General features: G+C 66.0%; 22 protein-coding genes. 12 read left to right on the forward strand and 10 right to left on the reverse strand.

Annotated elements, in window-relative coordinates; translation table 11 throughout:
- The first annotated feature begins 36 nt into the window (after positions 1-36).
- A complete protein-coding gene (locus E3C22_RS15275) occupies positions 37-1,380 on the forward strand; it encodes an HlyD family type I secretion periplasmic adaptor subunit (protein WP_134762891.1) in 1,344 nt (447 codons plus the stop codon).
- Positions 1,381-1,494: 114 nt separating this feature from the next.
- Here E3C22_RS15275 and E3C22_RS15280 read toward each other — a convergent pair whose 3' ends face one another.
- The 4 genes from E3C22_RS15280 to E3C22_RS15295 form a co-directional block, all read right to left on the reverse strand.
- Complete coding sequence (locus E3C22_RS15280) at positions 1,495-1,920, reverse strand: nuclear transport factor 2 family protein (RefSeq protein WP_167591789.1); 426 nt, start codon at positions 1,918-1,920, stop codon at positions 1,495-1,497.
- A gap of 198 nt (positions 1,921-2,118) precedes the next feature.
- A complete protein-coding gene (gene choX, locus E3C22_RS15285) occupies positions 2,119-3,057 on the reverse strand; it encodes a choline ABC transporter substrate-binding protein (RefSeq protein WP_134762893.1) in 939 nt (312 codons plus the stop codon).
- Between the two features lie 41 nt (positions 3,058-3,098).
- Positions 3,099-4,691, reverse strand: a complete 1,593-nt coding sequence (locus tag E3C22_RS15290; RefSeq protein ID WP_134762894.1) for a carnitine 3-dehydrogenase — start codon at positions 4,689-4,691, stop codon at positions 3,099-3,101.
- A gap of 5 nt (positions 4,692-4,696) precedes the next feature.
- Positions 4,697-5,602, reverse strand: a complete 906-nt coding sequence (locus tag E3C22_RS15295) for a beta-keto acid cleavage family enzyme (RefSeq protein WP_134762895.1) — start codon at positions 5,600-5,602, stop codon at positions 4,697-4,699.
- A gap of 281 nt (positions 5,603-5,883) precedes the next feature.
- Here E3C22_RS15295 and E3C22_RS15300 point away from each other — a divergent pair, with 281 nt between their 5' ends.
- The 8 genes from E3C22_RS15300 (at position 5,884) to E3C22_RS15335 (ending at position 12,613) form a co-directional block, all read left to right on the forward strand.
- The gene (locus E3C22_RS15300; RefSeq protein WP_134762896.1) at positions 5,884-6,861 is read left to right on the forward strand and encodes a GlxA family transcriptional regulator; all 978 of its coding nucleotides are present in this window, start codon (positions 5,884-5,886) and stop codon (positions 6,859-6,861) included.
- Positions 6,862-7,045: 184 nt separating this feature from the next.
- Positions 7,046-8,248 carry a CaiB/BaiF CoA transferase family protein gene (locus E3C22_RS15305; protein WP_134762897.1) on the forward strand — a complete coding sequence of 401 codons (1,203 nt, stop codon included), beginning with the start codon at positions 7,046-7,048 and terminating at the stop codon, positions 8,246-8,248.
- Positions 8,249-8,329: 81 nt separating this feature from the next.
- Positions 8,330-9,490, forward strand: a complete 1,161-nt coding sequence (locus E3C22_RS15310) for an acyl-CoA dehydrogenase family protein (protein ID WP_134762898.1) — start codon at positions 8,330-8,332, stop codon at positions 9,488-9,490.
- 22 nt (positions 9,491-9,512) lie between these two features.
- Positions 9,513-9,917 carry an acyl dehydratase gene (locus E3C22_RS15315; protein ID WP_134762899.1) on the forward strand — a complete coding sequence of 135 codons (405 nt, stop codon included), beginning with the start codon at positions 9,513-9,515 and terminating at the stop codon, positions 9,915-9,917.
- Positions 9,918-9,922: 5 nt separating this feature from the next.
- The gene (locus E3C22_RS15320) at positions 9,923-10,363 is read left to right on the forward strand and encodes a MaoC family dehydratase (RefSeq protein ID WP_134762900.1); all 441 of its coding nucleotides are present in this window, start codon (positions 9,923-9,925) and stop codon (positions 10,361-10,363) included.
- Entirely contained in the window at positions 10,360-11,289 is a 930-nt protein-coding gene (locus E3C22_RS15325; protein ID WP_134762901.1) for a dihydrodipicolinate synthase family protein, read from the forward strand. Before E3C22_RS15320 ends, E3C22_RS15325 begins: the two co-directional genes overlap by 4 nt.
- Positions 11,290-11,371: 82 nt before the next feature.
- Positions 11,372-11,665 carry a DUF4286 family protein gene (locus E3C22_RS15330; protein WP_134762902.1) on the forward strand — a complete coding sequence of 98 codons (294 nt, stop codon included), beginning with the start codon at positions 11,372-11,374 and terminating at the stop codon, positions 11,663-11,665.
- 27 nt (positions 11,666-11,692) lie between these two features.
- Positions 11,693-12,613, forward strand: coding sequence for a LysR family transcriptional regulator (locus E3C22_RS15335; RefSeq protein ID WP_134762903.1), 921 nt, complete (start codon positions 11,693-11,695; stop codon positions 12,611-12,613).
- 41 nt (positions 12,614-12,654) lie between these two features.
- Here E3C22_RS15335 and E3C22_RS15340 read toward each other — a convergent pair whose 3' ends face one another.
- A complete protein-coding gene (locus tag E3C22_RS15340; protein WP_206026968.1) occupies positions 12,655-13,359 on the reverse strand; it encodes an HpcH/HpaI aldolase family protein in 705 nt (234 codons plus the stop codon).
- Between the two features lie 412 nt (positions 13,360-13,771).
- Between E3C22_RS15340 and E3C22_RS15345 the strand changes: the two genes are divergently transcribed.
- Genes E3C22_RS15345 through E3C22_RS15355 form a run of 3 tightly spaced genes read left to right on the forward strand, consistent with a single transcriptional unit; the run spans position 13,772 to position 16,601 of the window.
- Complete coding sequence (locus E3C22_RS15345; protein ID WP_206026969.1) at positions 13,772-14,296, forward strand: TRAP transporter small permease; 525 nt, start codon at positions 13,772-13,774, stop codon at positions 14,294-14,296.
- On the forward strand, positions 14,293-15,573 hold the full coding sequence (locus E3C22_RS15350; RefSeq protein ID WP_134762905.1) for a TRAP transporter large permease: 1,281 nt from the start codon (positions 14,293-14,295) through the stop codon (positions 15,571-15,573). The genes E3C22_RS15345 and E3C22_RS15350 overlap by 4 nt, the downstream gene beginning before the upstream one ends.
- Before the next feature lie 53 nt (positions 15,574-15,626).
- Complete coding sequence (locus E3C22_RS15355; RefSeq protein ID WP_134762906.1) at positions 15,627-16,601, forward strand: TRAP transporter substrate-binding protein; 975 nt, start codon at positions 15,627-15,629, stop codon at positions 16,599-16,601.
- A 72-nt stretch (positions 16,602-16,673) separates the two neighbouring features.
- Here E3C22_RS15355 and E3C22_RS15360 read toward each other — a convergent pair whose 3' ends face one another.
- The 5 genes from E3C22_RS15360 to E3C22_RS15380 form a co-directional block, all read right to left on the reverse strand.
- A complete protein-coding gene (locus E3C22_RS15360) occupies positions 16,674-17,351 on the reverse strand; it encodes a GntR family transcriptional regulator (RefSeq protein WP_134762907.1) in 678 nt (225 codons plus the stop codon).
- An 81-nt stretch (positions 17,352-17,432) separates the two neighbouring features.
- Positions 17,433-17,894 carry a MaoC family dehydratase gene (locus E3C22_RS15365; protein WP_245515013.1) on the reverse strand — a complete coding sequence of 154 codons (462 nt, stop codon included), beginning with the start codon at positions 17,892-17,894 and terminating at the stop codon, positions 17,433-17,435.
- Positions 17,891-19,456 carry an acyl CoA:acetate/3-ketoacid CoA transferase gene (locus tag E3C22_RS15370; RefSeq protein WP_134762908.1) on the reverse strand — a complete coding sequence of 522 codons (1,566 nt, stop codon included), beginning with the start codon at positions 19,454-19,456 and terminating at the stop codon, positions 17,891-17,893. The genes E3C22_RS15365 and E3C22_RS15370 overlap by 4 nt, the downstream gene beginning before the upstream one ends.
- Positions 19,453-20,595, reverse strand: coding sequence for an acyl-CoA dehydrogenase family protein (locus E3C22_RS15375; protein WP_134762909.1), 1,143 nt, complete (start codon positions 20,593-20,595; stop codon positions 19,453-19,455). The genes E3C22_RS15370 and E3C22_RS15375 overlap by 4 nt, the downstream gene beginning before the upstream one ends.
- A gap of 83 nt (positions 20,596-20,678) precedes the next feature.
- Entirely contained in the window at positions 20,679-21,044 is a 366-nt protein-coding gene (locus E3C22_RS15380) for a tautomerase family protein (protein WP_134762910.1), read from the reverse strand.
- Positions 21,045-21,182 lie beyond the last annotated feature (138 nt).

Below are 21,182 nucleotides of genomic sequence, written 5' to 3' on the forward strand. Positions count from 1 at the left end.
ACAAGACGCGGCGCTTGCGCGCCAGGGAGAGATCCGATGACCAAATTGGCGATCGAATCAGCATCGGCCGTCAGGCCGGGCGGATGGACGTCGGAGGTCCCCACCGAGACGCGGCTTCTGGCCGTCGTCGGCGTTCTTCTCGGCGTCGTCTTTCTCGGCAGCTTCGGCGCCTGGGCCGGCCTTGCGCCGATCGCCGGGGCGGCGGTCAGCCAGGGCGTCGTCGCCGCCGCTGGCCAGAACCTCTCGATCCAGCATCTGGAAGGCGGCATCGTCAAGGCGATCGACGTCGTCGAAGGCGAGCGGGTGAAGGCGGGCGATCCCCTGATCGAGCTCGATCCGACCGTCGCCAATGCTCAGCGCGACCGGCTGAACAACGAGCTGATCGGCCTGAAGGCGCGGGCGGCGCGGCTTTCGGCCGAGCGCGACGGCCTGGCGACGCTGAGCTTCGACCCGAACCTCGTCGTCAAGGCGAGAGCCGCCGACGTCACCGAGCTTCTCGACGAGCAGGAGCGGGAGTTTTCCGCAAGACTGGCCCGCCACCGCCAGGAACAGGCGATCATGACCCAGCGGGTCAAGGCGCTGCGCGAGCAGGCCGAGGGCATGAGCGCCCAGAAGGTGGCGCTGGAAAAGCAGATCGAGGTGGTGCGGGACGAGGAGGCCCGCAAGAGCGCGCTTCTCGACAAGGGCCTCACCAACCGTTCCGAATACACCGCGCTGGTGCGCGCCGAAGCCGAACTCGTCGGCCAGCTTGGCCAGATCGTCTCGAGCCTTCTTGCCTCGAACACCCAGATCGCCCAGGCCGAGCAGGAGGCCGCGCGCCTCGAGACCCAGCGCGTCGAGACGGCGGTGAGTGCGCTCAACGACGTCAGGACCGCGATGTCCGACAGCTCCGAGCAGTTGCGCGCCGCCGAGAACGTCCTCGACCGTGTGGTGATCCGCGCCCCCGCCGACGGCATCATCGTCACCAAGGCGGTCAACACCATCGGCTCGGTGGTGCGTCCGGGCGAGACGCTGATGCAGCTTCTGCCGACGGCCGCGGACCTTCTCGTCGAGGTGCGCCTCAGCCCGCAGACGATCGACTCGGTGCGCCCTGGCCAAGCGGCGCGACTGCGCTTCACCTCGCTCAACGCCCGCACGACGCCGACGGCGGACGCCACGGTGACCTATGTCTCGGCCGACCGGCTAATCGACCAGAAGAGCCAGGAGAGTTTCTATACGGCGCGGCTGAAGCTCGTCGATCCGCTGCCCCAGGGGCTGTCGCCGGAGGCAATCACGCCGGGCATGCCGGTCGAGGCCTATATCGAGACCGGCGATCGCAGCTTCTTTTCCTATTTGAGCCAGCCGATCACCGACAGTTTCGCCCGCGCCTTCCGCGAGTGAGGGTGAGCGGCCGCCGCCGCCCTGCAATCGGCAGCAGAACAGCGGGCCGGCCGGCGATGTCCGGTGGACCTTGCCGCCGGAGTGAAGGCCCGCGATCGACAGTAACGAGCCGCGTCAGTCCGGCGTCATCGCCATCATGGCCTGAGTTCCGTCGAAGACCTCGACCGCTTTGGCAAAGCGGTTGCCCTCGAAGCTCCACCAGTGGCTGATCCAGGTATGGGCGATCTTGCCGGTGGTCTTGGCGCGCACCTTCACGATGGCAAAGACGGCGATTTCGTCGCCCTGCTCGATGAAGGTCTGCGGGTCGAAGGAGAGCAGCTCCCAGTCCTTTTCCATCGCATCGAAATAGGCGCCGATCTCGTCGCGGCCGCGATAGACATTCGCCAGCGCCAGCGGGTGCGCGGCCTTTTCCGAGACCAGCGAGTGGAACACCGCGTCGTCATTGGCGAGATCAAGCCAGACATTGCGGTCCGCACCGCAACAGCCCTCCCAGCATCGATAGGCGTGCCTCAGGATCGCGACGCGTTCGCTGTCGGCCATCATATCCTCCCGAGCTTGTTTTCCGGTGAGGGTACAACCACGCGGACTTCTCCGCCACGGGATTTTCAAAACCATGCGCCCGGGGCACGGACACGCGCTGCCTTTCGAGGATCGATCTAAGAGAAAGCGCCGGACGTCGAAGCCGACGCCCGGCGCTCCGGGTTTCCTCATGAGAGAAAGGCGAGGCTCGCCCGACGCTCAGAGGCCGAGTTCGCCCTTCACCGCTGCAAGCGCCGGCTTGCCGTCTCGGGTCGTCACGCCATCGAGCCAGCCGTCGAGAAGCCCGGGGTTCTTCTCGATCGCTTCCTTCGCCGCCTGATCGGCCGAAATGCCGTCATTGAGGATCTTCGCCATCATCGCGTTTTCGAGATCGACGGAAAAGGTCATGTTCTTCAAAAGCGCGGTGAGGTTCGGGCATTCCTCGGCAAAGCCCGGCCGCGAAACGGTGCGGACCTTTGCCGAACCCATGTTCGGCCCGAAATACTTGTCGCCGCCCTTCAGATAGGTGAGCTTGTATTCGGTGTTCATCGGATGCGGCTCCCAGGCCGGGAAGACCACCCACTTGTCGGCCCGCTCGGCGCGCTGCACCTGGGACAGCATCCCCTGCTCGGAGGATTCGACCAGCTGCCAGTCGCCGAGGCCGAAAGCGTCGTCCTTGATCATCCGCAGCATGTTCTGGTTGACCGAGGCGCCGGCCTCGATGCCGTAGATCTTGTGATCGAACTTGTCGGCATTCTTGGCGAGATCGTCGAAGCTGGTGACACCCGCCTCGGCGACATAGTCCGGCACGGCGAGGGTGAAGCGGTTGCCGGACAGATTGACCTTCAGTACCTCCAGTTCGCCCTTCTCGACCATCGGATCGACAATCTGGGTCTGGGTCGGCATCCAGTTGCCGAGGAAGATGTCGAGCTCGTCATTGGCAAGGCCGCGATAGGTGATCGGCACAGACAGGGTCTTGATGTCGGCCGTATAGCCGAGCGGGCCGAGCACGGTCTTCAGAAGCGCGTTGGTGGAGGAGATGTCGGTCCAGCCCGGATCCGAATAGCGCACGGTCTGGCAGGATGCCGGCTCCTCGGCAAAGGCGGTCCCAGCTAAGACGAGCGAGAGGGCGGCGGTGGTCTGCAGAAGCTTGATCATTCCGGTTCCTTTGGTTGGGGTTGGGGGTATTGCGATCGGCGTCAGCGGCGAGTGGAGGGCGTCGCTCCCGGTCCTTGGGCTAAAGCCATTCGATCGGGTCCGGCTGCCGGGCGGATAGCGCGGCCAATGCCGTCATCCTCGCCGTCTGGTGCGTCACCCGATGCAAGCGCGGCGACCCGCGACAGAATGGCGGCGGGAGCCGGCGACGCCTTGCCGCTCGCCCGGTCAACATGCAGCAGCATGTGCTCGCCGGTCGCGACCTCGGCGCCGTCCTGAGCGCGGGTCAGGCGGTGGAAGAGATGCAGGCGCTTGTCGTCGAAGGAGACGATCCGACTCGTGACGGTCAGGGTGTCGCCGAGCTTCGCCTCGCCGAGATGGCGCAGATGGCTCTCGACGGTGTAGTAGCTCGCGCCGGCCTTGACATAGGCGAGATCGGCGCCGATCGCTTGCAACACATGGTCCGTCGCGTCGCCGAGCACCTGCAGATAGCGGTGCTCGGTCATGTGGCCGTTATAGTCGATCCAGGCGGGCGAGACCCGCACGGCCAGCGGCTTCAGCCCCTCGTTCTGATCGCCGTCAACTTTCTCGTCCGCCTCGGCGGCGCGCCGCCGCAAGCCCGCCTCGAACTCGGCGAGCAGCCTGCCGGCGCCCCAGCCCTTGCCGCCGTCGCCGGACTTCAGCGCCTGCAGGATGCCGACGAGATTGTCGTCGCGGATCTGTTCCAGCCGGCGGATCGAGAGCCCTTCGTTCTGGGCGTCGGACTGGGCGGCAATCCGATCGACGAGCTGATCGTCGAGATCGACGACGTCGGTCAGCTTCGTCCACGGCCATTTCAGCGCCGGGCCGAACTGGCCGAGGAAATGCCGCATGCCGGCTTCGCCGCCGGCGATCCGGTAGGTCTGGAAGAGGCCCATCTGCGCCCAGCGCATGCCGAAGGAATAGCGGATGACGTCGTCGAGGGTCTCGACGTCGCAGATCCCGTCCTTGATCAGCCACAGCGCCTCGCGCCACAGCGCCTCGAGCAGCCGATCGCCGACGAAGGCGTCGATCTCCCTGGCGATCGGCACTCCCTTCATGCCTGTCGGTTCGAGAAGCCGCACCGCGTCCTCCACCGTCTCCGGCGCCGTGCCGATTCCCCCGACGATCTCGACCAGCGGCAGGAGATAGACCGGGTTATAGGGATGGGCGACGAAGAAGCGCCCGGGATGTCTCAGCCCTTCCTGAAGATCGCTCGGCAACAGGCCCGAGGTCGAGGAGCCGATCAGCGCGTCGGGCCGCGCCGCCGCGTCGATCTGCGCCAGAACCTTGCGCTTCAGTTCGATGCGTTCGGGCACGCTTTCCTGGATCCAGTCGGCCTCCGCCACGGCCGCCTCCAGCGTCTCGTGGAAGCTCAGCCGCCCCTCATCCGGCAGCGGCGCATCGGTGAGCCGGCCGTAAGCGGCACGGGCGTTGGCGAGCACTTCGCCGACGATGCGCTCGGCCTCCGGATGCGGATCGAAGACCGCGACGTCGATGCCGGCGAGAAGGAAGCGGGCGACCCAGCCGCCGCCGATGACGCCGCCGCCGATGCAGGCGGCGCGCTGAAGCTGCGGGCGAGCCGGGGCCGGAGCAGTGTTCTGGTTTGTCGCGTCCATCGCCGTCACCACCGGCGCTCGAGCTTGAGCTTTGCGCGCACCTCGGCCGGCGTCATCACCCGGCTGCCCATGCCCCCGGCGATCTGCACCGCCTGCTCGACGAGGTCGCGATTGGTCGCCAGAACGCCCTTCTTCAGCCAGATATTGTCCTCCAGCCCGACGCGGATATTGCCGCCAGCGGCGAGCGCAAGCGCCGCATAGGGAAGCTGGTTGCGGCCGATAGAAAAGGCCGAGAAGGTCCAGTCTTCCGGCAGGTTCGCCGTCATTGCCAAGAGCGAGGCCAGATCGTCCGGCGCCCCCCAGGGAACCCCCATGCAGAGCTGCACCATCACCGGATCGTCGATCAGACCCTGGTCCTTCAGCCATTTGGCGAGGACGAGATGGCCGGTGTCGAAGATCTCGATCTCCGGCCTGACGCCGAGCGCCTTGATCCGCGCGGCCATTACCTTGAGCATGGCCGGCGTGTTGGTCATCACGTAATCGCCCTCGCCGAAATTCATCGTGCCGCAGTCGAGGGTGCAGATTTCGGGCTTCAGCTCGGCGACATGGGCGAGACGCTCCTCGGCGCCGGCCATGTCGGTTCCGGCAGGATCCGGCGGCAGCGGCGCCTCGGGCGATCCGAGGACGAGATCGCCGCCGGCGCCGGCAGTGAGGTTGAGGACGACGTCGGTGCCGGACTCGGCGATCAGCCGGACGGTTTCGCGGTAGAGCGCGAGATCGCGCGAGGGCTTGCCGGTCTCGGGATCTCGCACATGGATATGGGCGATGGCGGCGCCGGCCCTGGCGGCTTCGATCGCCGCCGTGGCGATCTCAGCAGGGGTGACCGGCACCTTGTCCGAGCGGTGGGTGGTGTCCCCCGCGCCCGTGACGGCGCAGGTGATGAAGACGTCTCGGCTGGGGCGAAGCGGCATTTTTGTCTGCTCCTGTCTGTCATGGCATCGGCCGAAGGCCGCCATCGGCGCTTGGTCGGCGGAATGCCCGAATGCGGTGCCTCGGGACGCCGTCTCGCATGCTGCGGCAGGTCCGGGGCCGGTGTCGGCACAGTCGCCAAACACCGCGGCGGGTCGGTCCGGCATGCATGCAGCCGCGGCCATCGTCGACGGGCTGTCTCGGGACGTTCGATGCAGTCTGGCGAAACGGCGGCATGGACGCTTGACGTTTTCCGGCGTCTGTTTGACACTTTGCGCAAGAGATGGTCGCATCGTCCAACCCCACCCTCGACGTCACCCTGGTGGTCCTGCCGGACACCTCGCTGATGTCGCTTGCCGCAACGCTCGACCCGCTGCGCGGTGCCAACCGGATTTCCGGCCGGCCCTGCTATCGGTGGAAGGTGGTCTCTCCCGACGGCTCCGACCCGGCGACGAGCTGCGGCCTCGTCGTCAAAGTGGACGGGGCGCTCGATCCCGAGGCGCGCTGCGACCTCCTCATCGTGCTCGCCGCCTTCAACGTCCATCGCCACGCCGGCCAGGCCTTCCGTCGCAAGCTGGTGGCGGCGGCGCGTCATGCCGGTCACGTCGGAGGCATCGAGGCGGGTCCCTGGGTCCTCGCGCTCTGCGGCCTCCTCGACGGCCGGGTGGCGACCACCCATTGGGAGGACCTCGAGGACTTCGCAGCGGCGTTCCCCGAGGTCCGCACGGTCTCCGATCGCTGGGTGATGGACGGCCGGTTCTTCACCACCGGGGCCGCAGCGCCGGCGCTCGACCTCCTCCTCGAGCTGATCCGGCAGCGGCAGGGCCATGCGCTGTCGCTCGAGGTCGCCGGCCTCTATGTCTATGACGGTCTGACGGCCGGCAGCCAGAACCAGTCGCCGGTCGCCCTCGGCCGCATCGCCTCGCGCGATCCCCGGCTCGCGGCCGCGGTCCGCATCATGGAGGCGCATCTCGACGAGGCGCTGGGCATCGGGGAGATCGCGGAACGGGTCGGCGTCTCGCGGCGCAATCTCGAAACCGCCTTTCGACGGCTGACAGGCGAGGCGCCCGGCGCCTTCTACCTGGCACTCCGCCTCAACGCCGCCCGCCGGCTGATCGTCGACACCGACATCGCCATCGCCGAGATCGCGGTGAGGACAGGCTTTTCGTCGCTCTCCTCGCTGTCCCGCAGCTTCAAGCAACGCTTCGCACAGTCTCCGACGGCAGCGCGTCTCGGCAGCCCCCGCCGGCCTTTCAGGTGATCGCACACCGTTTCACGGCGGATCCGACTATAGTCAATTCCAATTGTCTCGCCCCTCATTCCCATAGCGGCCGATATTCACGAGGCCGGTCCGAGGGCGTAATTTTTGCCGGAGCGTGGAATTTTGTCGGCAAGTGAACGCTGTCGACGGACGAATTTTGCTGGCGATTGCGACGGAGACTTCGATGGGCGCCCTCGACGGGATCAGGATCGTCAGCTTGAACCATTTCCTGTCGGGTCCCGCCGCAGCCCAGTTTCTCGGCGACATGGGAGCCGACGTGATCGCCGTCGAACCCCTCAATGGTGCCTTCCAGCGCAACTGGGCGGTGGCCAACCACTTCGTCGACGATACCTCCGTCAACCACATGACCACCGGGCGCAACAAGCGCTCGATCGCCGTCGATCTGAAGTCGCCGGAGGGGATTGCCGTGATCAAGCGGCTGATCCGGCAGGCGGACGTGGTGATGGAAAATTTCCGCCCTGGAACCCTCGACCGTCTCGGCCTGTCGGACGCTGCGATGCGGGCGGAAAATCCGCGGCTGATCATCGCCGTCAGCACGGGCTTCGGCCCGGACGGGCCCTATCGCGACCGACCGGGCCAGGATGTCCTCATCCAGGCGATGTCGGGACTGGCGGCCCATACCGGCCCGGCCGAGGGCGGCCCGGTCGCGGTCGGCACGGTGCCGATCGATCAGCACACGGCGACGATCTACGCCTCGGCGATCCTCGCGGCGCTGTTCGAGCGCGAGCGCACCGGCATCGCCCGCCGGGTCGAGGTCAACATGCTGCAGGCGGCGCTGGATCTCCAGGCGGAATCGATCGTCGCCTGGATGAACGGAGCCCCCCGCAAATCCCCGCGCGGCGGCGATGGGCTGGCCGCCTGGTTCAGCCCGGCGCCTTACGGTCTCCATGCCGCCGGCGACGGGCATCTGATCCTGTCGATGGCCAGCCCTCAGGCTCTCGCCGAGGCTCTGGAGATGCCGGAACTTGCCGACTATTCCGCCGAGGACTGTTTTTCGAAGAGCGGCGAGATCAATCGCCTCGTCGCCGCGCGCCTCGAGCAGGAAACGCTTGCGTTCTGGCTGCCGAGGCTCGAAGTGGCCGGCGTCTGGCATGAGGTGGTGCGGGACTATGACAGCCTGAAGGACAACCCGCAGCTCCGACACCTGTCCGCCTTCCTCGAGGCGAGGACGCAGGGCGGCTCGGCAATGACGGTCCTCGCCCATCCGATCCGCTACGACGGCGAGGCCCCGGCGATGCGGCTTCCTCCCCAGCCGCTCGGCGGCCAGACCCGCGAGGTGCTCGCCGAGATCGGCTATTCGGGCGACGAGATCGAGGCTCTCGTCGCTTCGCGAGCCGTCGCCGCGTCGTCGCGCATCCGCGGCTGAGCCGGTCCCGACGCCGTGCCTGCCGCTCGGGGTCGTCCCGAGCAGGTCCCAGCCCCCGAACCCAACGCTTGAAGGACGCAGATGGATTTCACGATCTCCGACGAGATGCGCATGGTCACCGAGGCGGTGGATCGCTTCGTGCGCGAAAAGGTCCAGCCGCTGGAGGTCGAGACCGAGGAGGCGGGCAGAATCCCGAAGGGCCGGCTTGCCGCCGTCCAGGCCGAGGCGCAGGCGCTCGGCTTCTTCGCCCTGAACATGCCGGAGGCCGCCGGCGGCGGGGGATTGGGCGTCCTCGACATGTGCCTCGTCGAGGAAAAGCTCGGCCAGACCTCGGACGCCCTGATCCGGCGGATCTTCGGCCAGGTCTATCCGATGCTCGACCAGCTGACCGGGGCGCTGCGCGAGACCCATCTCTACCCGACCGTCAGGGGCGAGAAGATCTGCGCCATGGCGATCACCGAGCCGGGGGCCGGCTCCGATGCGGCGGCGATCAGCACCTCGGCAAGGCTCGACGGCGACCATTGGGTGCTCGACGGAACCAAGCACTTCATCTCCGATGGCGACATCGCCGACTATATCGTCGTCATGGCGGTGACCGACGCCGCAAAGCGGGCGCGGGGGGGAATCACCCTGTTTCTCGTCGACAGGGGGACGCCGGGCTTTTCCGTCACCAGGACCCAGCCGATGATGGGACATCGCGGCTACGGCCATGCGGAGCTGAACTTCGATGCCGTCAAGGTTCCGAAGACCCATGTCCTCGGCGAGATCGGCGAGGGCTTCAAGGTGATGATGGCCAATGTCGGAGGCATTCGGCTCGGCCATATCGGCGCGCGGGCGGTCGGCATGGCCTCGCGGGTCCTCGATCTGATGCGCGACCACGCGACGACACGCTCGCAGTTCGGCCAGAAGATCGGCGAGTTCCAGATGGTCCAGCAGATGATCGCCGACAGCGCCATTGAGATCTTCGCGACCCGCATGATGGTGCTGAACACCGCCTGGGAGATGGATCAGGGCTTCGACCCGCGCGACAAGGTCTCGATGGTCAAGGTCGCGGCGTCCGAGATGCTGGGACGGGTCGCCGACCGGGGAATCCAGGTCTTCGGCGGCTATGGCTTCACCAAGGAGCTGCCGCTCGAGCGGATCTATCGCGACGCCCGCGTCACCCGCATCTATGACGGCACCTCCGAGGTGCACCGCATGCTGATCGCCCGCTCGGTGATCAAGCGCGGACTGTCGTTGTGAACCCACGGAGGACACTGCGCCCATGACCGATCCCCTGCCCCATGCCGGCCAGTCGATCACCTTCCGCAAGACGATGACGGTCGCCGAACAGGGCTTCTTCACCGGCATTTCCGGCAATCTCGGCGGCCTCTACGTCGACCGCACGAGGGCACGCAGCGAGGGTCTCGCCGACATGGCGGTTTTCGAACTGGCGGCCGGGGCGCTGTTTTCGACGGGCCTCGCCCGGCTCGCCGGCAGCAGCTTCCGGATTGCCTCGATCAGCTTCGCCTTCTCCCGTGCGCTGCCGCTCGGAAGCTCGCTCGCCGCCACCGTCACGGTCGCGGACGCCTCGCCGGAGGCGCTCGGCTTCGATCTCACCGGCACGGTGGACGCCGAAACCGTGGTGACCGGCTCGGCGCGTCTCGTCCCCGTCGACCCGGCGGGCTGAATTCGATGTACGACCTCAAGAGCATCGACGAGCTGCGCGTCGGCGACCGGGTCAGCGTGTCGAAGACCATCACCGAGGCGGACGGCGCCATGTATATCGCCTCCACCGGCGATTTCGGCCCCGTCCATGTCGATGACGGCTATGCCTCCACCACCCGCTTCGGCGAGCGGCTGGCACCGGGGATCCTCGTTGCCGGCATCTGCACTTCGGTCCTGACGGCCGAACTCGTCGGCACCGTCGGCGTATCGATCCGGGACTGCTTCTGGTTCACCGGCGCGGTGCGCTATGGCGACACGATCACCTTCGACATATGGATCAGCGGCAAGGACGAAGAAAACCGCACCGTCGACTGGCAGGCCGCGGCCAGAAACGAGGCCGGCCTCGAGGTTCTGAAGGCCGACGCCACCCTGAAATTCCCGCGCAAGAAAGCACCCGACCCGAAATGACCCTGACCGGAAAAGATCTTGGCGGCATCACCGTCGCGACCGTCCTGCCCTTCGATTTCGAGGGTGCCGTCGACTGGGCCGGCTACGAGGCCGTGCTCGATCACTGCGCCCGGCCGGAGACGACCGATTGCGTCTTCGTCAACGGCCATGCCGGCGAGGCGACCGCGCTGAGCGACGGCGAGCGGATCGAGGTGATCCGCAGGACCCGCGACCAGATCGGCAAGGATCGCCCCTTGCTGGCCGGGGTGGTGCCGACCGGCTATCCCGACGCGATACGCCAGGCCGAAATGGCCCGCGAGGCCGGCGCCGACGTGGCGGTGATCTTTCCGGCAGAAGCGCTCGGCGGCGGCAACGCCTCGACCGCGGCACCAGTGCGGTTCATGGAAAAGCTTGCCGGCGACCTGCAGATGCCGCTGTCGGTGTTCCAGTTTCCCCTCGCCTCCGGATACGGCTTCTCGACGATGGCGCTCGCCGAAATCGCGCAGATCCCGCAGGTGATCGCCATCAAGGAAGGCAGCGCCACCATGCTCGCCTACGAGGAGAACTGGCGTGCAGTGAAGAAGGCGGCGCCCGATTGCGCCGTACTGCCCTCCAACTTCAACTGGTTCCTCGCCCAGCTCGCGGTCGGCGGCGACGGCATTCTCTCGGGGCTGGCGAGCCTTGCTCCCGGCCTTCTCGCCGATCTCTGGCGGGCTTGCGAGGCGATGGACCTTGCGGCGATGCGCGTCGCTTCCGACCGGCTCCATCCGATCGTTCGCTCGATCTACGGCCCGGCACCGGTGATCGACATGCATACCCGGATGAAGGAGGGCCTGAAGCTCCTCGGCGTCATCGAGAACGCCGCGCCGCGGCTGCCGCTGCTGCCGCAGTCGCCGGAGGTCATCGAGGGCGTGCGCCTCGCTTTGGTGGATGCAGGGCTCCTGTAGTGGTTCGATGCCGATTTTCGGGCCGATGCTGTAGGAGGCCCGTCCCTCCGCGAGAGCCTTCCGACTGCAACGGACGAACGCAATGACCGAGCGAAAGCCCCAGACCCACATCGTCTTCGTCGACATCGACGAGGAGCACGAGGATGCGTTCAACCGGTGGTACGAGACGGTGCATGTGCCGGAAATTCTCGCCTGCCCCGGCTGGCTCGACGCCAGACGCGAGATCTGCCTCGAAGGCGCGCCGAAACATGTCGCAATCTATACGGTGAGCGGGCCTGAGGCCTATGAAACTCCGGAGTTCAACGCGATAAAGGGGTTCGGCCCGTTCAGCGACAAGGTCAGGAATTTCAGGCGGGTGCGTCTGACCACGTCGTAGTCCACTCTCCGAACACCCGGACGCGACATGCTCAATCTCAGACAGCTGGAAATCCTCAGAGCCGTCGTTCAGTACCGCACCACGATCGGCGCGGCAGAACGGCTCGGCATGTCGCAGCCGAGCATCAGCACTGCGGTGCGCCATATCGAGACGGTGCTCGGCTTCAAGCTGTTCGAGCGGGTCAGCAACCGGCTCGTGCCCACCGACGAGGCGCTGATCTTGCTCGAGGAGAGCGAGCCGCTTTTTCACCTGCGGGACGCGGTGAACCAGCGGGCCGCGGATCTCAAGGCCGGACGCATCGGACGCGTGCGCGTCGCATCCACCGCCGAGCTGTCCGAGGCGATCCTGCCGCGGGTCATCGCGGACTACATGACGCGCCATCCGCAGGTGCAGCTGGCGCTCGAGACGCGGCCGCTCGACAGCGTTCTCCAGACGGTGGAGAACGGCCTGGCGGACGTCGCGTTCGTCATCGCCGCCTATGAGCGGAACGCGCTGAACTATCAGACGCTGGCGACACTGCGTGCCGTGTGTCTGTGCAGCAAGGACGATCCGCTGGCCAGGATGTCGGCGGTAACCGCGCGCCGCCTGGTGGAGCGGCCGATGGTCGGCCCTCAGATCACCAACCGGATCGGCCTGATGATCTCGGAAGCATTCCGCGCCAGCGGCTACGACTACCGGCCGAATGTCGAGACACGGTTCATGAATGCGGCCGCGCGGATCGTGCGCGAAGGCTGGGGCATCACCCTCGTCGACGAGCTGACGGCGATGACCGCAATGCGGCCCGGCCTCGTCGTCGTCCCCTTCGAGCCCGCCCTCACCTTCGACCTCTCCGCCGCCCTGCCGCGCGGCAAGGTGCCCTCGCGCCAGGCCCAGCACTTCATCAGCGCGTTCGAGGTCCATGTCGGCCGGCGACTGGAGGATCTGAGAGCCAGCATTTCCGGCGGATAGAGGCTTCGACGAACTGGCCGGGGCAGCGGCCGCGCACAGCTTCAGGCCCGCTCGGCCGCATCAGGGTGAACCGCCGCGACGGCCGCGGCTCCGCCATCGGCCAACAGGTTGGTGTCGTTGGTGACGACGAGCAGCGTGGCACCGAGATCGACCCCGTAGGAGAAGGTCAGCGCCGGCGGCAGGCCCATGGCGCCGAAGTCGAGGCCGTTGTCATGCGCTGCTGCGGCAATGCGCCGAAAGGCCGCTGCGACGTCCGGATGGTCGAGCTGGCCGCGCCGGCCGAGGGAATCGGCAAGATCGTTCGACCCGATGATCAGCCCGTCGAGACCTTCCACCGCCGCGATCGTTTCCACCTCCTCCAGGGCGCTCCGGCTCTCGATCATCGCGACGATCCTGGCTGCCCGATCGGCCGCCTCGCACAATTCCGCCGGTTGCGCACTCCGATAGCCGAGCAGCGGCAGCGGCCCGGGCAGCGCGCGCGTTCCGACCGGAGAGAAACGGCAGGTCTTCACGATCTTCCGGGCGTCGAGGACGCTGTCGACATGGGGCACGATCACGCCTGTCGCACCGCAGTCCAGCACCCTGGCGATATCGCCTGTCGAAGGGCCGGTGACCCGTCCGTAGACGGGGAAGCCTCCCATCAGGCCGGCCGAAGCGATCGCTCCGAGATCATGGATGCCGAGCGGCCCGTGCTCCATGTCGACGACGAGGAAATCGAAGCCCGCCATCCGGGCCAGCGGAACCACCTCCGGGCGGCCCAGAACACACAGGGCCAGGCCGAGCGCCGGCTTCCTCCACGCATTTTTCTGCACAAGAATTGTCCTTTAATCGGTCCATGACGCACAATTACTGTTCATTGTGGTCAACGATGATCCTTTGTATCCGAAAAATGATCGAAATATTCGCATAACTGCGCCGGCGAATAGTAAAGGCTGGGAATTTTATAGCCCCGGCTCTGCCGGCTAATCGATTTGCTGATAGTCTCCCGGAAACGATCGAAACCTATGCGCCGGTGGGTGCGATAGCATTCGATCGCCGAATGATGCGGCCTGTAACAGGGATGGTCTTACGAAGGTCAATGCAAGCATGGCACGGGCAGGAGTATCCGCATTCGCCACGCAGGGTTCGCACAAACGCCGGTCGGGTTTTGTCGCGCCGATGATCCGTCTCCTGCGGATAGTCCTCCTTGCGGTAAGACGGCTGGCCGACGGTCTCGCCCTTTGCCTGTTCGCCTACATGGCTTTCGCCATCCTCATCCAGATCCTCGGCCGGTACGTTTTCAACTATTCGATTGCTTGGACCGAGGAGACGGCGACCTTCGCGCAGGTCTGGCTGGCGCTGATCGGCGCCGGAATCGCGATGCGCCACAGCCAGCATGTCGGCGTCGACTTCCTCATCCTCAAGGCGCCGGCCGTCGTCCAGCGCATCGTCGGGGTGGCCGCCTTCGCGCTGGGCCTCTGGTTTCTCGGCGTCGTCGTCGTCGGGTCGCTGTCGTTGGTGGCGATCGGCATGATGGTGAAGTCTTCCGCCCTGCGCATTCCTCTGGCCATTCCCTATTCCGCCCTGCCGGTCGGCTTCGGCTACTTCCTCCTCGAATTCGCCATCGTCAGCCTGCCGAGGCTCGTCCGTCCCGCAGCAGCGGACGAACGGGCGATCGAGCATCAGGAGGACCAGGCGATATGATTGCGGCGGTCGGCGGTTTCCTGTTCCTGCTCGTATCCGGCCTGCCCATCGTCCTCGCGCTCGGCATCGCCGCGCTGGTCGCCATAGAGCTCGGAACCAACGCCCCGATCTCCATCGTCGCCCAGCGCGTCTATGGCGGCATCAACTCCTTCACCTTGATGGCGATCCCGTTCTTCGTCGCCTCCGGCCTGCTGATGGAGGCCGGCGGCATCGCCAGGCGCTTCGTCAATCTCGCAACCGCCCTCGTCGGCTGGATCACTGGCAGCCTCTATATGGTCGCGATCGTCACCGGCACGGGCCTTGCCGCGATCTCCGGCTCCGGCTCGGCGGACACGGCGGCGATCAGCTCGGTGATGATCCCGGAGATGCGCAGGCGCGGCTACGACGTCGACATGGCGGCCGCTGTCATCGCGGCCTGCGGGTCGCTCGCCTCGATCATTCCGCCGTCGATCGTGATGATCGTCATCGCCCTGACGGCCAACCAGTCGATCGGTGCCGTCTTCCTCGGCGGCGTCGTGCCGGGGCTGCTCGTGATGGCCGGGCTGATGATCGGCACCTTCGTCTATGCCAAGCGCGGCGGCCCGGTCTACCGCGACGGCGCCGCCTTCACCCTGCCGCGTCTCGGCCGCGCCTTTCTCGAGGCGCTGCCCGGCCTCGTCGTGCCGGTGGTGATCGTCGGCGGCATCGTCGGTGGCGTCTTCACCGCGACCGAGGCCGCCTGCGTGGCGCTGTTCACGACGCTCGTCGTCAGCATGGGGATCTATCGCGAGCTGAAGCCGGCGGACCTGCCGCCGCTGATCCTGCGGGCGATCAGCCTCTCGGCCACGGTTCTGATCATCATCTCCACCGCCAGCGTCTTTACCTGGATCATCGCCACCCAGGGCTTCCCGGCGATGCTGCGCGAGTGGCTCGCGGGGGTGACCACGAGCCCGGTCGGTTTCCTGCTCATCGTCAACGTCCTGCTGCTCGTCATCGGCATGTTCATGGAGAGCATCTCGGCGGTGCTCATCCTGTTGCCGATCCTCGCGCCGATCGCCGCGAGCTATGGCATCGATCTGGTGCAGTTCGGCGTCATCACCGGCCTCAACCTGGCCATAGGCCTGATTACCCCGCCCTATGGCATCTGTCTTTACGTCGCCTCGTCGGTGGCGGGCCGCAAGATCGAAGAGGTCTCGCGCCAGGTCTGGCTGCCGCTCGGCTGCATGCTCGTCGCACTGATCCTGACGACCTTCGTCCCGGCGGTCACGCTGTGGCTGCCAGGGCTCGTCTTCGACTGATCGCCGCCGTCCCTCTGAAACAATCGCAAACCCTGTCCAAGAAAGGTCTCTTCATGTCCAAGCGGTCTCTTATCGTCGCGCTGGCGCTTGGCGTCGGTCTTCTGTGCCAGCCGGCGCTCGCTGCCGAATATACCTTCCGAGTCGCCCACACCAATGCCGCCGACGAGGTGCAGGACAAGGGCCTGCAGCGGATGCGCGAGCTGCTCGAGGCCAAGACCGACGGCGCGGCAACGATCGAGATCTTTCCGGCCGGTCAGCTCGGCGACGAGTCCCAGCTGATCGAAAGCGTCATGCTGGGATCGCTGGACATTGCGATGAGCTCCAACTCGATGCTCTCGAACTATATCGAGGACTATCAGGTCTTCGACCTGCCCTTCCTGTTTCCCTCCATCTCCGAACTCGGCGCAAAGCTCGACGAGCCGAAGATCGCCACGATGATGCAGGACAGCGCAAACCAGTCGGGCTTCGAGCTGCTCGGCGTCTATTCCTCCGGCATCCGGCATCTGATGACGTCGAAGCCGGTGCAAACCATCGCAGACCTCAACGGCCTGAAGATCCGCACCATGCAGAACCCGGTCCATATCGAGGCCTTCAAGGCCTATGGCGCGAACCCGACGCCGATGGCCTACAGCGAACTCTATGGCGCGCTGCAGTCGGGCGTCGTCGATGGGGCCGAGGGTGCGGCCACCAACTATACCGGCCAGAAGCTCTACGAGGTCGCGCCGGATTTCGCGCTGGTCGGCTGGCTGAACATGACGGCGGTCGTCGTCATGCAGAAGAGCGCGTTCGACGCCCTTCCGGAAAAGATCCAGACGGCGCTTCTGGAATCGGCCCATGAATCGGCCGAATGGCAGCGCAGCTATGTCGAGGACCAGGAAACGCCGCTGCTCGACGCTCTCAAGAAAAAGGGCGTCAAGATCACAAAGCCGGATCCCGCCCCGTTCCGGGAAGCCTCGATCCCGCTCTACAAGGAGATGCTGAAGAGCGACAGCCAGAAGGCGCTGTTCGACGCGCTGACCGCCGAATAACCCTCAGCCGGCCGCAGATGAAAGCATCGGGCGGGCCCTCCGCCCGATGCTTTTCTGGCTGGAGCGCCGCGCTCAGGGCAGGTCGATCTGCGCCATAAGATCTTCCATCACGGCGGCGTTCTGCATGCGCAGGATCGCCTCCGCATATTCGAGATCGTGGCGGCGCAGCGCGCCGACGAGCAGCTTCATCTCGTCGCCGAGCCCCCGGCGCCGGCCCTCGCCATAGCCGAAGCTGCGCCGGAAGGCGCCGATCATCTCCCAGCCGCGCTGGAAGATCCGCAGCGCCTCGCGATTGCCGCCGAACTCGACGAGGCAGGTGTTGAAGCGGCGATTGAGCTCGAGCGCCTCCGCGTCGTCGCCGGTCTCCACCGCCTGGGCATAGGCCTCGGCGAGCCCTTCGAGGGTCTCGATGCGGGCCAGCGTCAACTGCCGGACGCCCCGCCGGATCGCGATGATCCGAAGATCCGTGTTGAGCTCGAAGAGGTCGGAGACATACTCCCGGTCGAGCCGGCGCACCGTCGCACCCTTGTTCTGCTCGATCTCGACGAGCCCCTCGCCTTCGAGCTTGCGCAGGGCCTCGCGCAGCGGCATCGGGCTGAGGCCGAACCGGGTCGCCAGTTCGCCGATCTTCAGCCGCTCGCCGGGCCCGAACCCGCCATCGAGGATCGCTTCGCGAACGAGGCGGGTCGCAAGATCCACCGAATTGCCCGCCGGCTCGATCGCTTCGTCGCCCTTTTTCGGCTTGGTCATGGCTTGCTTCGCGATGCCTCGTTCATGGGCGGGTGCCGGATCAGGTCGCAGCGGGCCGCGGCCTTTTGCGGGAGACGATGGCTACTGTGCCGGCCGCATCTGGATCAAGGAGATATGTTCGGCGTCGATGCGCAGATCTTTCGAAGCATCGACGAGCTTGACGGCCTCGGTGATGACGCCCGCGGGCCGGCTTCGGCTGGCGCGCTTGGCGGTGAAGGTCATCTCGACATGGAGAACGTCGCCGACCAGCAGCGGTTTGACGAAGCGCACGGCATTCCAGCCGAGCGAGGCGATCGAGGTATCCTCGTAGAGCTTCAACTCGCTCTTCAGCCCCTCCATCAGCGACAGGCCGAAAAGGCCGTGGGCAATCAGGCTCGGGAAGCCGGCCCGGCGCGCATAGTCGGCGTCGCGGTGAAGCGGATGGTTGTCCCGCGTCAGTCTGGCGAAGTCGATGATGTCGGCCTCGCTGATCGTATGCTCCGCCGTCTTGAAGACGGCACCGATCTCGACATCTTCATAGTAGAGGTTCTCGGCCCTCGTCACGATGCGTCTCCCTTCAGATCTGCTGCGATGCCCATGGGCCCCTGGCGAAACAGCCGCGCGTCCATCTCCTTGAGATCGTCCGCGACGCGCAGGGCGAAACCGATCCGATCGAGGACGTCTTCCCGCAGACGCACGCCCGGGGCGATCTCCGTCAAAACGAGGCCTTCGGCTGCCAGCCTGAACACCGCCCGCTCGGTAACGACGGTGACGTCCTGGCCACGCTGGCGCGCCATCTCGCCGTTGAAGCTGACCTGACCGACCCGCTCGACGAATTTGCGCGTCCGCCCCTCGCGGTCGATCTTCAGCCGCCCCGCGTCGAAGCTGCACGACAGGCCGCCGCCGGTCAGCGTGCCGCTGAAGACCAGCCGCCGGGTGTTCTGGGTGATGTTGATGAAGCCTCCGGCGCCGTCGTAGCGGTCGCCGAAGCGGGTGACGTTGACGTGGCCCTCGGCGTCGATCTCCGCGAAGGAGACGAAGGCGCAGCCCAGACCGCCGCCGTCATAGAAATCGAACTGGTAAGGCTGGTCGATGATGGCGCGCGGATTGTAGGCGGTCCCGAATTCTCGGGCGTATCCGGGAACGCCGCCGATGACGCCGGCCTCGACCGTCAGCGTGATCAGGTCCTCGATCCCCTCCTCGGCCGCGACATTGGGGATCATCGCGGATATGCCGACGCCGAGATTGACGGCTTCGCCGGCGCGCAATTCCATCGCCGCGCGACGGGCGATCACCCGCCGCTCGGTCAGGGGATCGGGGGCATGCCTCGCGACGGGCATGCGGACCTCGCCCGAACGGGACGGATCGTAGCCGGTCGTATAGGTCTGGGTCTGATCCGGGTCGACCACGACATGATCGACGAGGAAACCGGGGATCTTGACCATCTGCGGGTGCAGGCTGCCCGCCTTGACGATCCGTTTGACCTGGCAGATCACCGTGCCGCCTGCGTTGTGGACGGCCTGGGCGATCGACAGATCCTCGCGCGTCGTCGCCTCGTGCTCCATCGCGACATAGCCGTCCTCGTCGGCGGACGTCCCGCGAATGAAACAGATGTCGGGCACCGGCATCCGGTAGAAGAGATAGTCCCGCTCGCGAAGGTTCAGCCGCTCGACAAAGGTCTCCGTCGCCAGCGCGTTCATCCGCCCGCCATCTTGTTCGGGCTCCATATAGGTGCCGAGGCCGACATGGGTGACGATGCCGGGCTGCCCTGCTGCCTGGGCGCGGAACATCTGGGCCATCACACCCTGAGGCAGATTGTAGCCGGCGATCCGGTTTTCGACGATCAGCCGCATCAGCGGCAGCTGCAGGCCGAAATTGCTGCCTAGGACACGCGCGACGAGGCCTTCATGGGCCAGCCTGCAGAGCCCCTTTTCGGTGACGGCGCCGACGCCGGTGACATGGATCAGCGTCAGACCCGACGGTGAATGCGTCGTGTGGTAGCGCGACTCCAGCGCCTCCAGGAGCCGCTCGGCGACGCCGGTGCCGCCATTGCCCCCGACCACCAGGGTCGCGCCGTCACCCACGAGCGCCGCGGCTTCGTCGGGACCGATGATGCTGGGACTCATGCGTAGCGTTTCGCGATCTGGCGGGCGATGATCATCCGCTGGATCTGGTTGGTGCCTTCGTAGATCGGCGACAGCCGGACATCGCGGAACAGCCGCTCGATGCGATATTCGCGGCTGTAGCCGTTGCCGCCATGGATCTGCAGCGCGTTCGAGACATGGGTCTGGGCCATGTCCGTCGTGAACAGCTTGGCCTGGGCCGCCTCGAGGGCGATCGGCTCGCCGGCGTCGTAGAGGCGGGCCGCGTGGTGGATCAGCAGACGGGCCGCGGCGATATCCTTGGCCATGTCGGCGATCATGAACTGGACCGCCTGGAACTCGAAGATCTCCTTGCCGAACTGCTTGCGCGTCCGGGCATAGGCGATCGCGTCTTCCATCGCCGCCTGGGTCATGCCGAGCGCCATCGACGACATCATCAGCCGCGAGAAGTCGAAATTCACCATCGCCATCTTGAAGGCGCCGTGTTCCGGACCAATCCGGTTCGACACCGGCACCCGGACCGCGTCGAAGCCGATCTGGCATTCGGCAAGGCCATGCATGCCGAGAAGCTCTTCGGACTTGCCGCGCGAAACGCCCTTGCGCCCGGTTTCCACCAGAATGCAGCTGACGCCGCGATGGCCGGCGGACGGGTCGGTCTTGGCAAACACCATGACGACATCGGCGATCCGGCCGAACGTCACCCAGGCCTTGGTGCCGTCGATGACATAGTCGTTCCCCTCCCGCCGCGCAGTCGTCCGCATTCCTGCGACGTCGGAGCCGTGGTCGGGCTCGGTGACGGCGGTCGCCGGAATGACCGATCCGTCGAGAATGCCCGGGATCAGCGCCTTGTGCTCGTCGCTGCCGTGGTGATGGAGAAACGAAGCCGCCTCAACGGGGATCGCAAATGCATTGCCCACCGCGCCCGAACCGCGGGCGATCTCCTCCATCACGATACAGGCCGCAAGCGCATCCAGCCCGGCGCCGCCGGCCGCCTCCGGCAGGGCAACGCCGAAGAACCCCTGATCCGCGAGGCCGGCATAGACTTCGCGCGGGAATTGGTCCTCGCGGTCGATCGCCGCCGCCTGCGGGGCCAGGACCTCGTCGCTGAACCGGCGGGCGCTGTCGCGCACCATCCGCTGGTCCTCGTTGTAGAAACGCTCCACGGACCCTCCTTTCTGCATCAGACGATATTTGATCGAATTTCGATCATTTGCGCAAGATGCGATCTCGTGGAATGCCGCGCCTGCTATCCCGCCGGCTTGCCCGCATGGAACGCGTCGGCGGGTGAACGATCGAAGAAGTAGACGACCACGTCGTCCGGCGACGCGCCATAGGCCGCGCTGATCGCGTCGGTGATTTCGCATGCTGCCTGCTGTTTCATCGCCTGGTCACGCGGGAATGCATGGACCTTGGCGAAGATGCGGAATTTCTCGGCAGAAGTGCCGTGTTTCGCGGCATGCCCGTAGGAATAGTGCGGGGTCGAAAGATAATAGATGGTCACGATTTCCGGCTTGATTCCAAAAGCCGAACAGAGACCATCGGTGATCCGACGGGTGGCGACGGCTCGCACTTCAGGGGCCGGTTCGAAGTCGTAGAGCTCGATGAATGGCATGGGTCTCACTGTCCAGACGTGAAAGGCGGCCGAGGCGAAAGCCTCTTTTTTGAGCCTGCCCACAAATTGGGACTTGACGGATTATAAGATCACATCTCAACTGTATATGGGGGCAGTTGATAAAATTCTGCCGCGGCC

The organism is Jiella endophytica, from assembly GCF_004519335.1.
GTDB classification, from domain to species: domain Bacteria; phylum Pseudomonadota; class Alphaproteobacteria; order Rhizobiales; family Rhizobiaceae; genus Jiella; species Jiella endophytica.

Excerpts from the sequence above, each read along its gene's own strand:
- E3C22_RS15275 (WP_134762891.1), top strand. The coding sequence starts at position 37 with ATGACCAAATTGGCGATCGAATCAGCATCGGCCGTCAGGCCGGGCGGA.
- E3C22_RS15280 (WP_167591789.1), bottom strand. The coding sequence starts at position 1,920 with ATGGCCGACAGCGAACGCGTCGCGATCCTGAGGCACGCCTATCGATGC.
- choX (WP_134762893.1), bottom strand. The coding sequence starts at position 3,057 with ATGATCAAGCTTCTGCAGACCACCGCCGCCCTCTCGCTCGTCTTAGCT.
- E3C22_RS15290 (WP_134762894.1), bottom strand. The coding sequence starts at position 4,691 with ATGGACGCGACAAACCAGAACACTGCTCCGGCCCCGGCTCGCCCGCAG.
- E3C22_RS15295 (WP_134762895.1), bottom strand. The coding sequence starts at position 5,602 with ATGCCGCTTCGCCCCAGCCGAGACGTCTTCATCACCTGCGCCGTCACG.
- E3C22_RS15300 (WP_134762896.1), top strand. The coding sequence starts at position 5,884 with ATGGTCGCATCGTCCAACCCCACCCTCGACGTCACCCTGGTGGTCCTG.
- E3C22_RS15305 (WP_134762897.1), top strand. The coding sequence starts at position 7,046 with ATGGGCGCCCTCGACGGGATCAGGATCGTCAGCTTGAACCATTTCCTG.
- E3C22_RS15310 (WP_134762898.1), top strand. The coding sequence starts at position 8,330 with ATGGATTTCACGATCTCCGACGAGATGCGCATGGTCACCGAGGCGGTG.
- E3C22_RS15315 (WP_134762899.1), top strand. The coding sequence starts at position 9,513 with ATGACCGATCCCCTGCCCCATGCCGGCCAGTCGATCACCTTCCGCAAG.
- E3C22_RS15320 (WP_134762900.1), top strand. The coding sequence starts at position 9,923 with ATGTACGACCTCAAGAGCATCGACGAGCTGCGCGTCGGCGACCGGGTC.
- E3C22_RS15325 (WP_134762901.1), top strand. The coding sequence starts at position 10,360 with ATGACCCTGACCGGAAAAGATCTTGGCGGCATCACCGTCGCGACCGTC.
- E3C22_RS15330 (WP_134762902.1), top strand. The coding sequence starts at position 11,372 with ATGACCGAGCGAAAGCCCCAGACCCACATCGTCTTCGTCGACATCGAC.
- E3C22_RS15335 (WP_134762903.1), top strand. The coding sequence starts at position 11,693 with ATGCTCAATCTCAGACAGCTGGAAATCCTCAGAGCCGTCGTTCAGTAC.
- E3C22_RS15345 (WP_206026969.1), top strand. The coding sequence starts at position 13,772 with ATGATCCGTCTCCTGCGGATAGTCCTCCTTGCGGTAAGACGGCTGGCC.
- E3C22_RS15350 (WP_134762905.1), top strand. The coding sequence starts at position 14,293 with ATGATTGCGGCGGTCGGCGGTTTCCTGTTCCTGCTCGTATCCGGCCTG.
- E3C22_RS15355 (WP_134762906.1), top strand. The coding sequence starts at position 15,627 with ATGTCCAAGCGGTCTCTTATCGTCGCGCTGGCGCTTGGCGTCGGTCTT.
- E3C22_RS15360 (WP_134762907.1), bottom strand. The coding sequence starts at position 17,351 with ATGACCAAGCCGAAAAAGGGCGACGAAGCGATCGAGCCGGCGGGCAAT.
- E3C22_RS15370 (WP_134762908.1), bottom strand. The coding sequence starts at position 19,456 with ATGAGTCCCAGCATCATCGGTCCCGACGAAGCCGCGGCGCTCGTGGGT.
- E3C22_RS15380 (WP_134762910.1), bottom strand. The coding sequence starts at position 21,044 with ATGCCATTCATCGAGCTCTACGACTTCGAACCGGCCCCTGAAGTGCGA.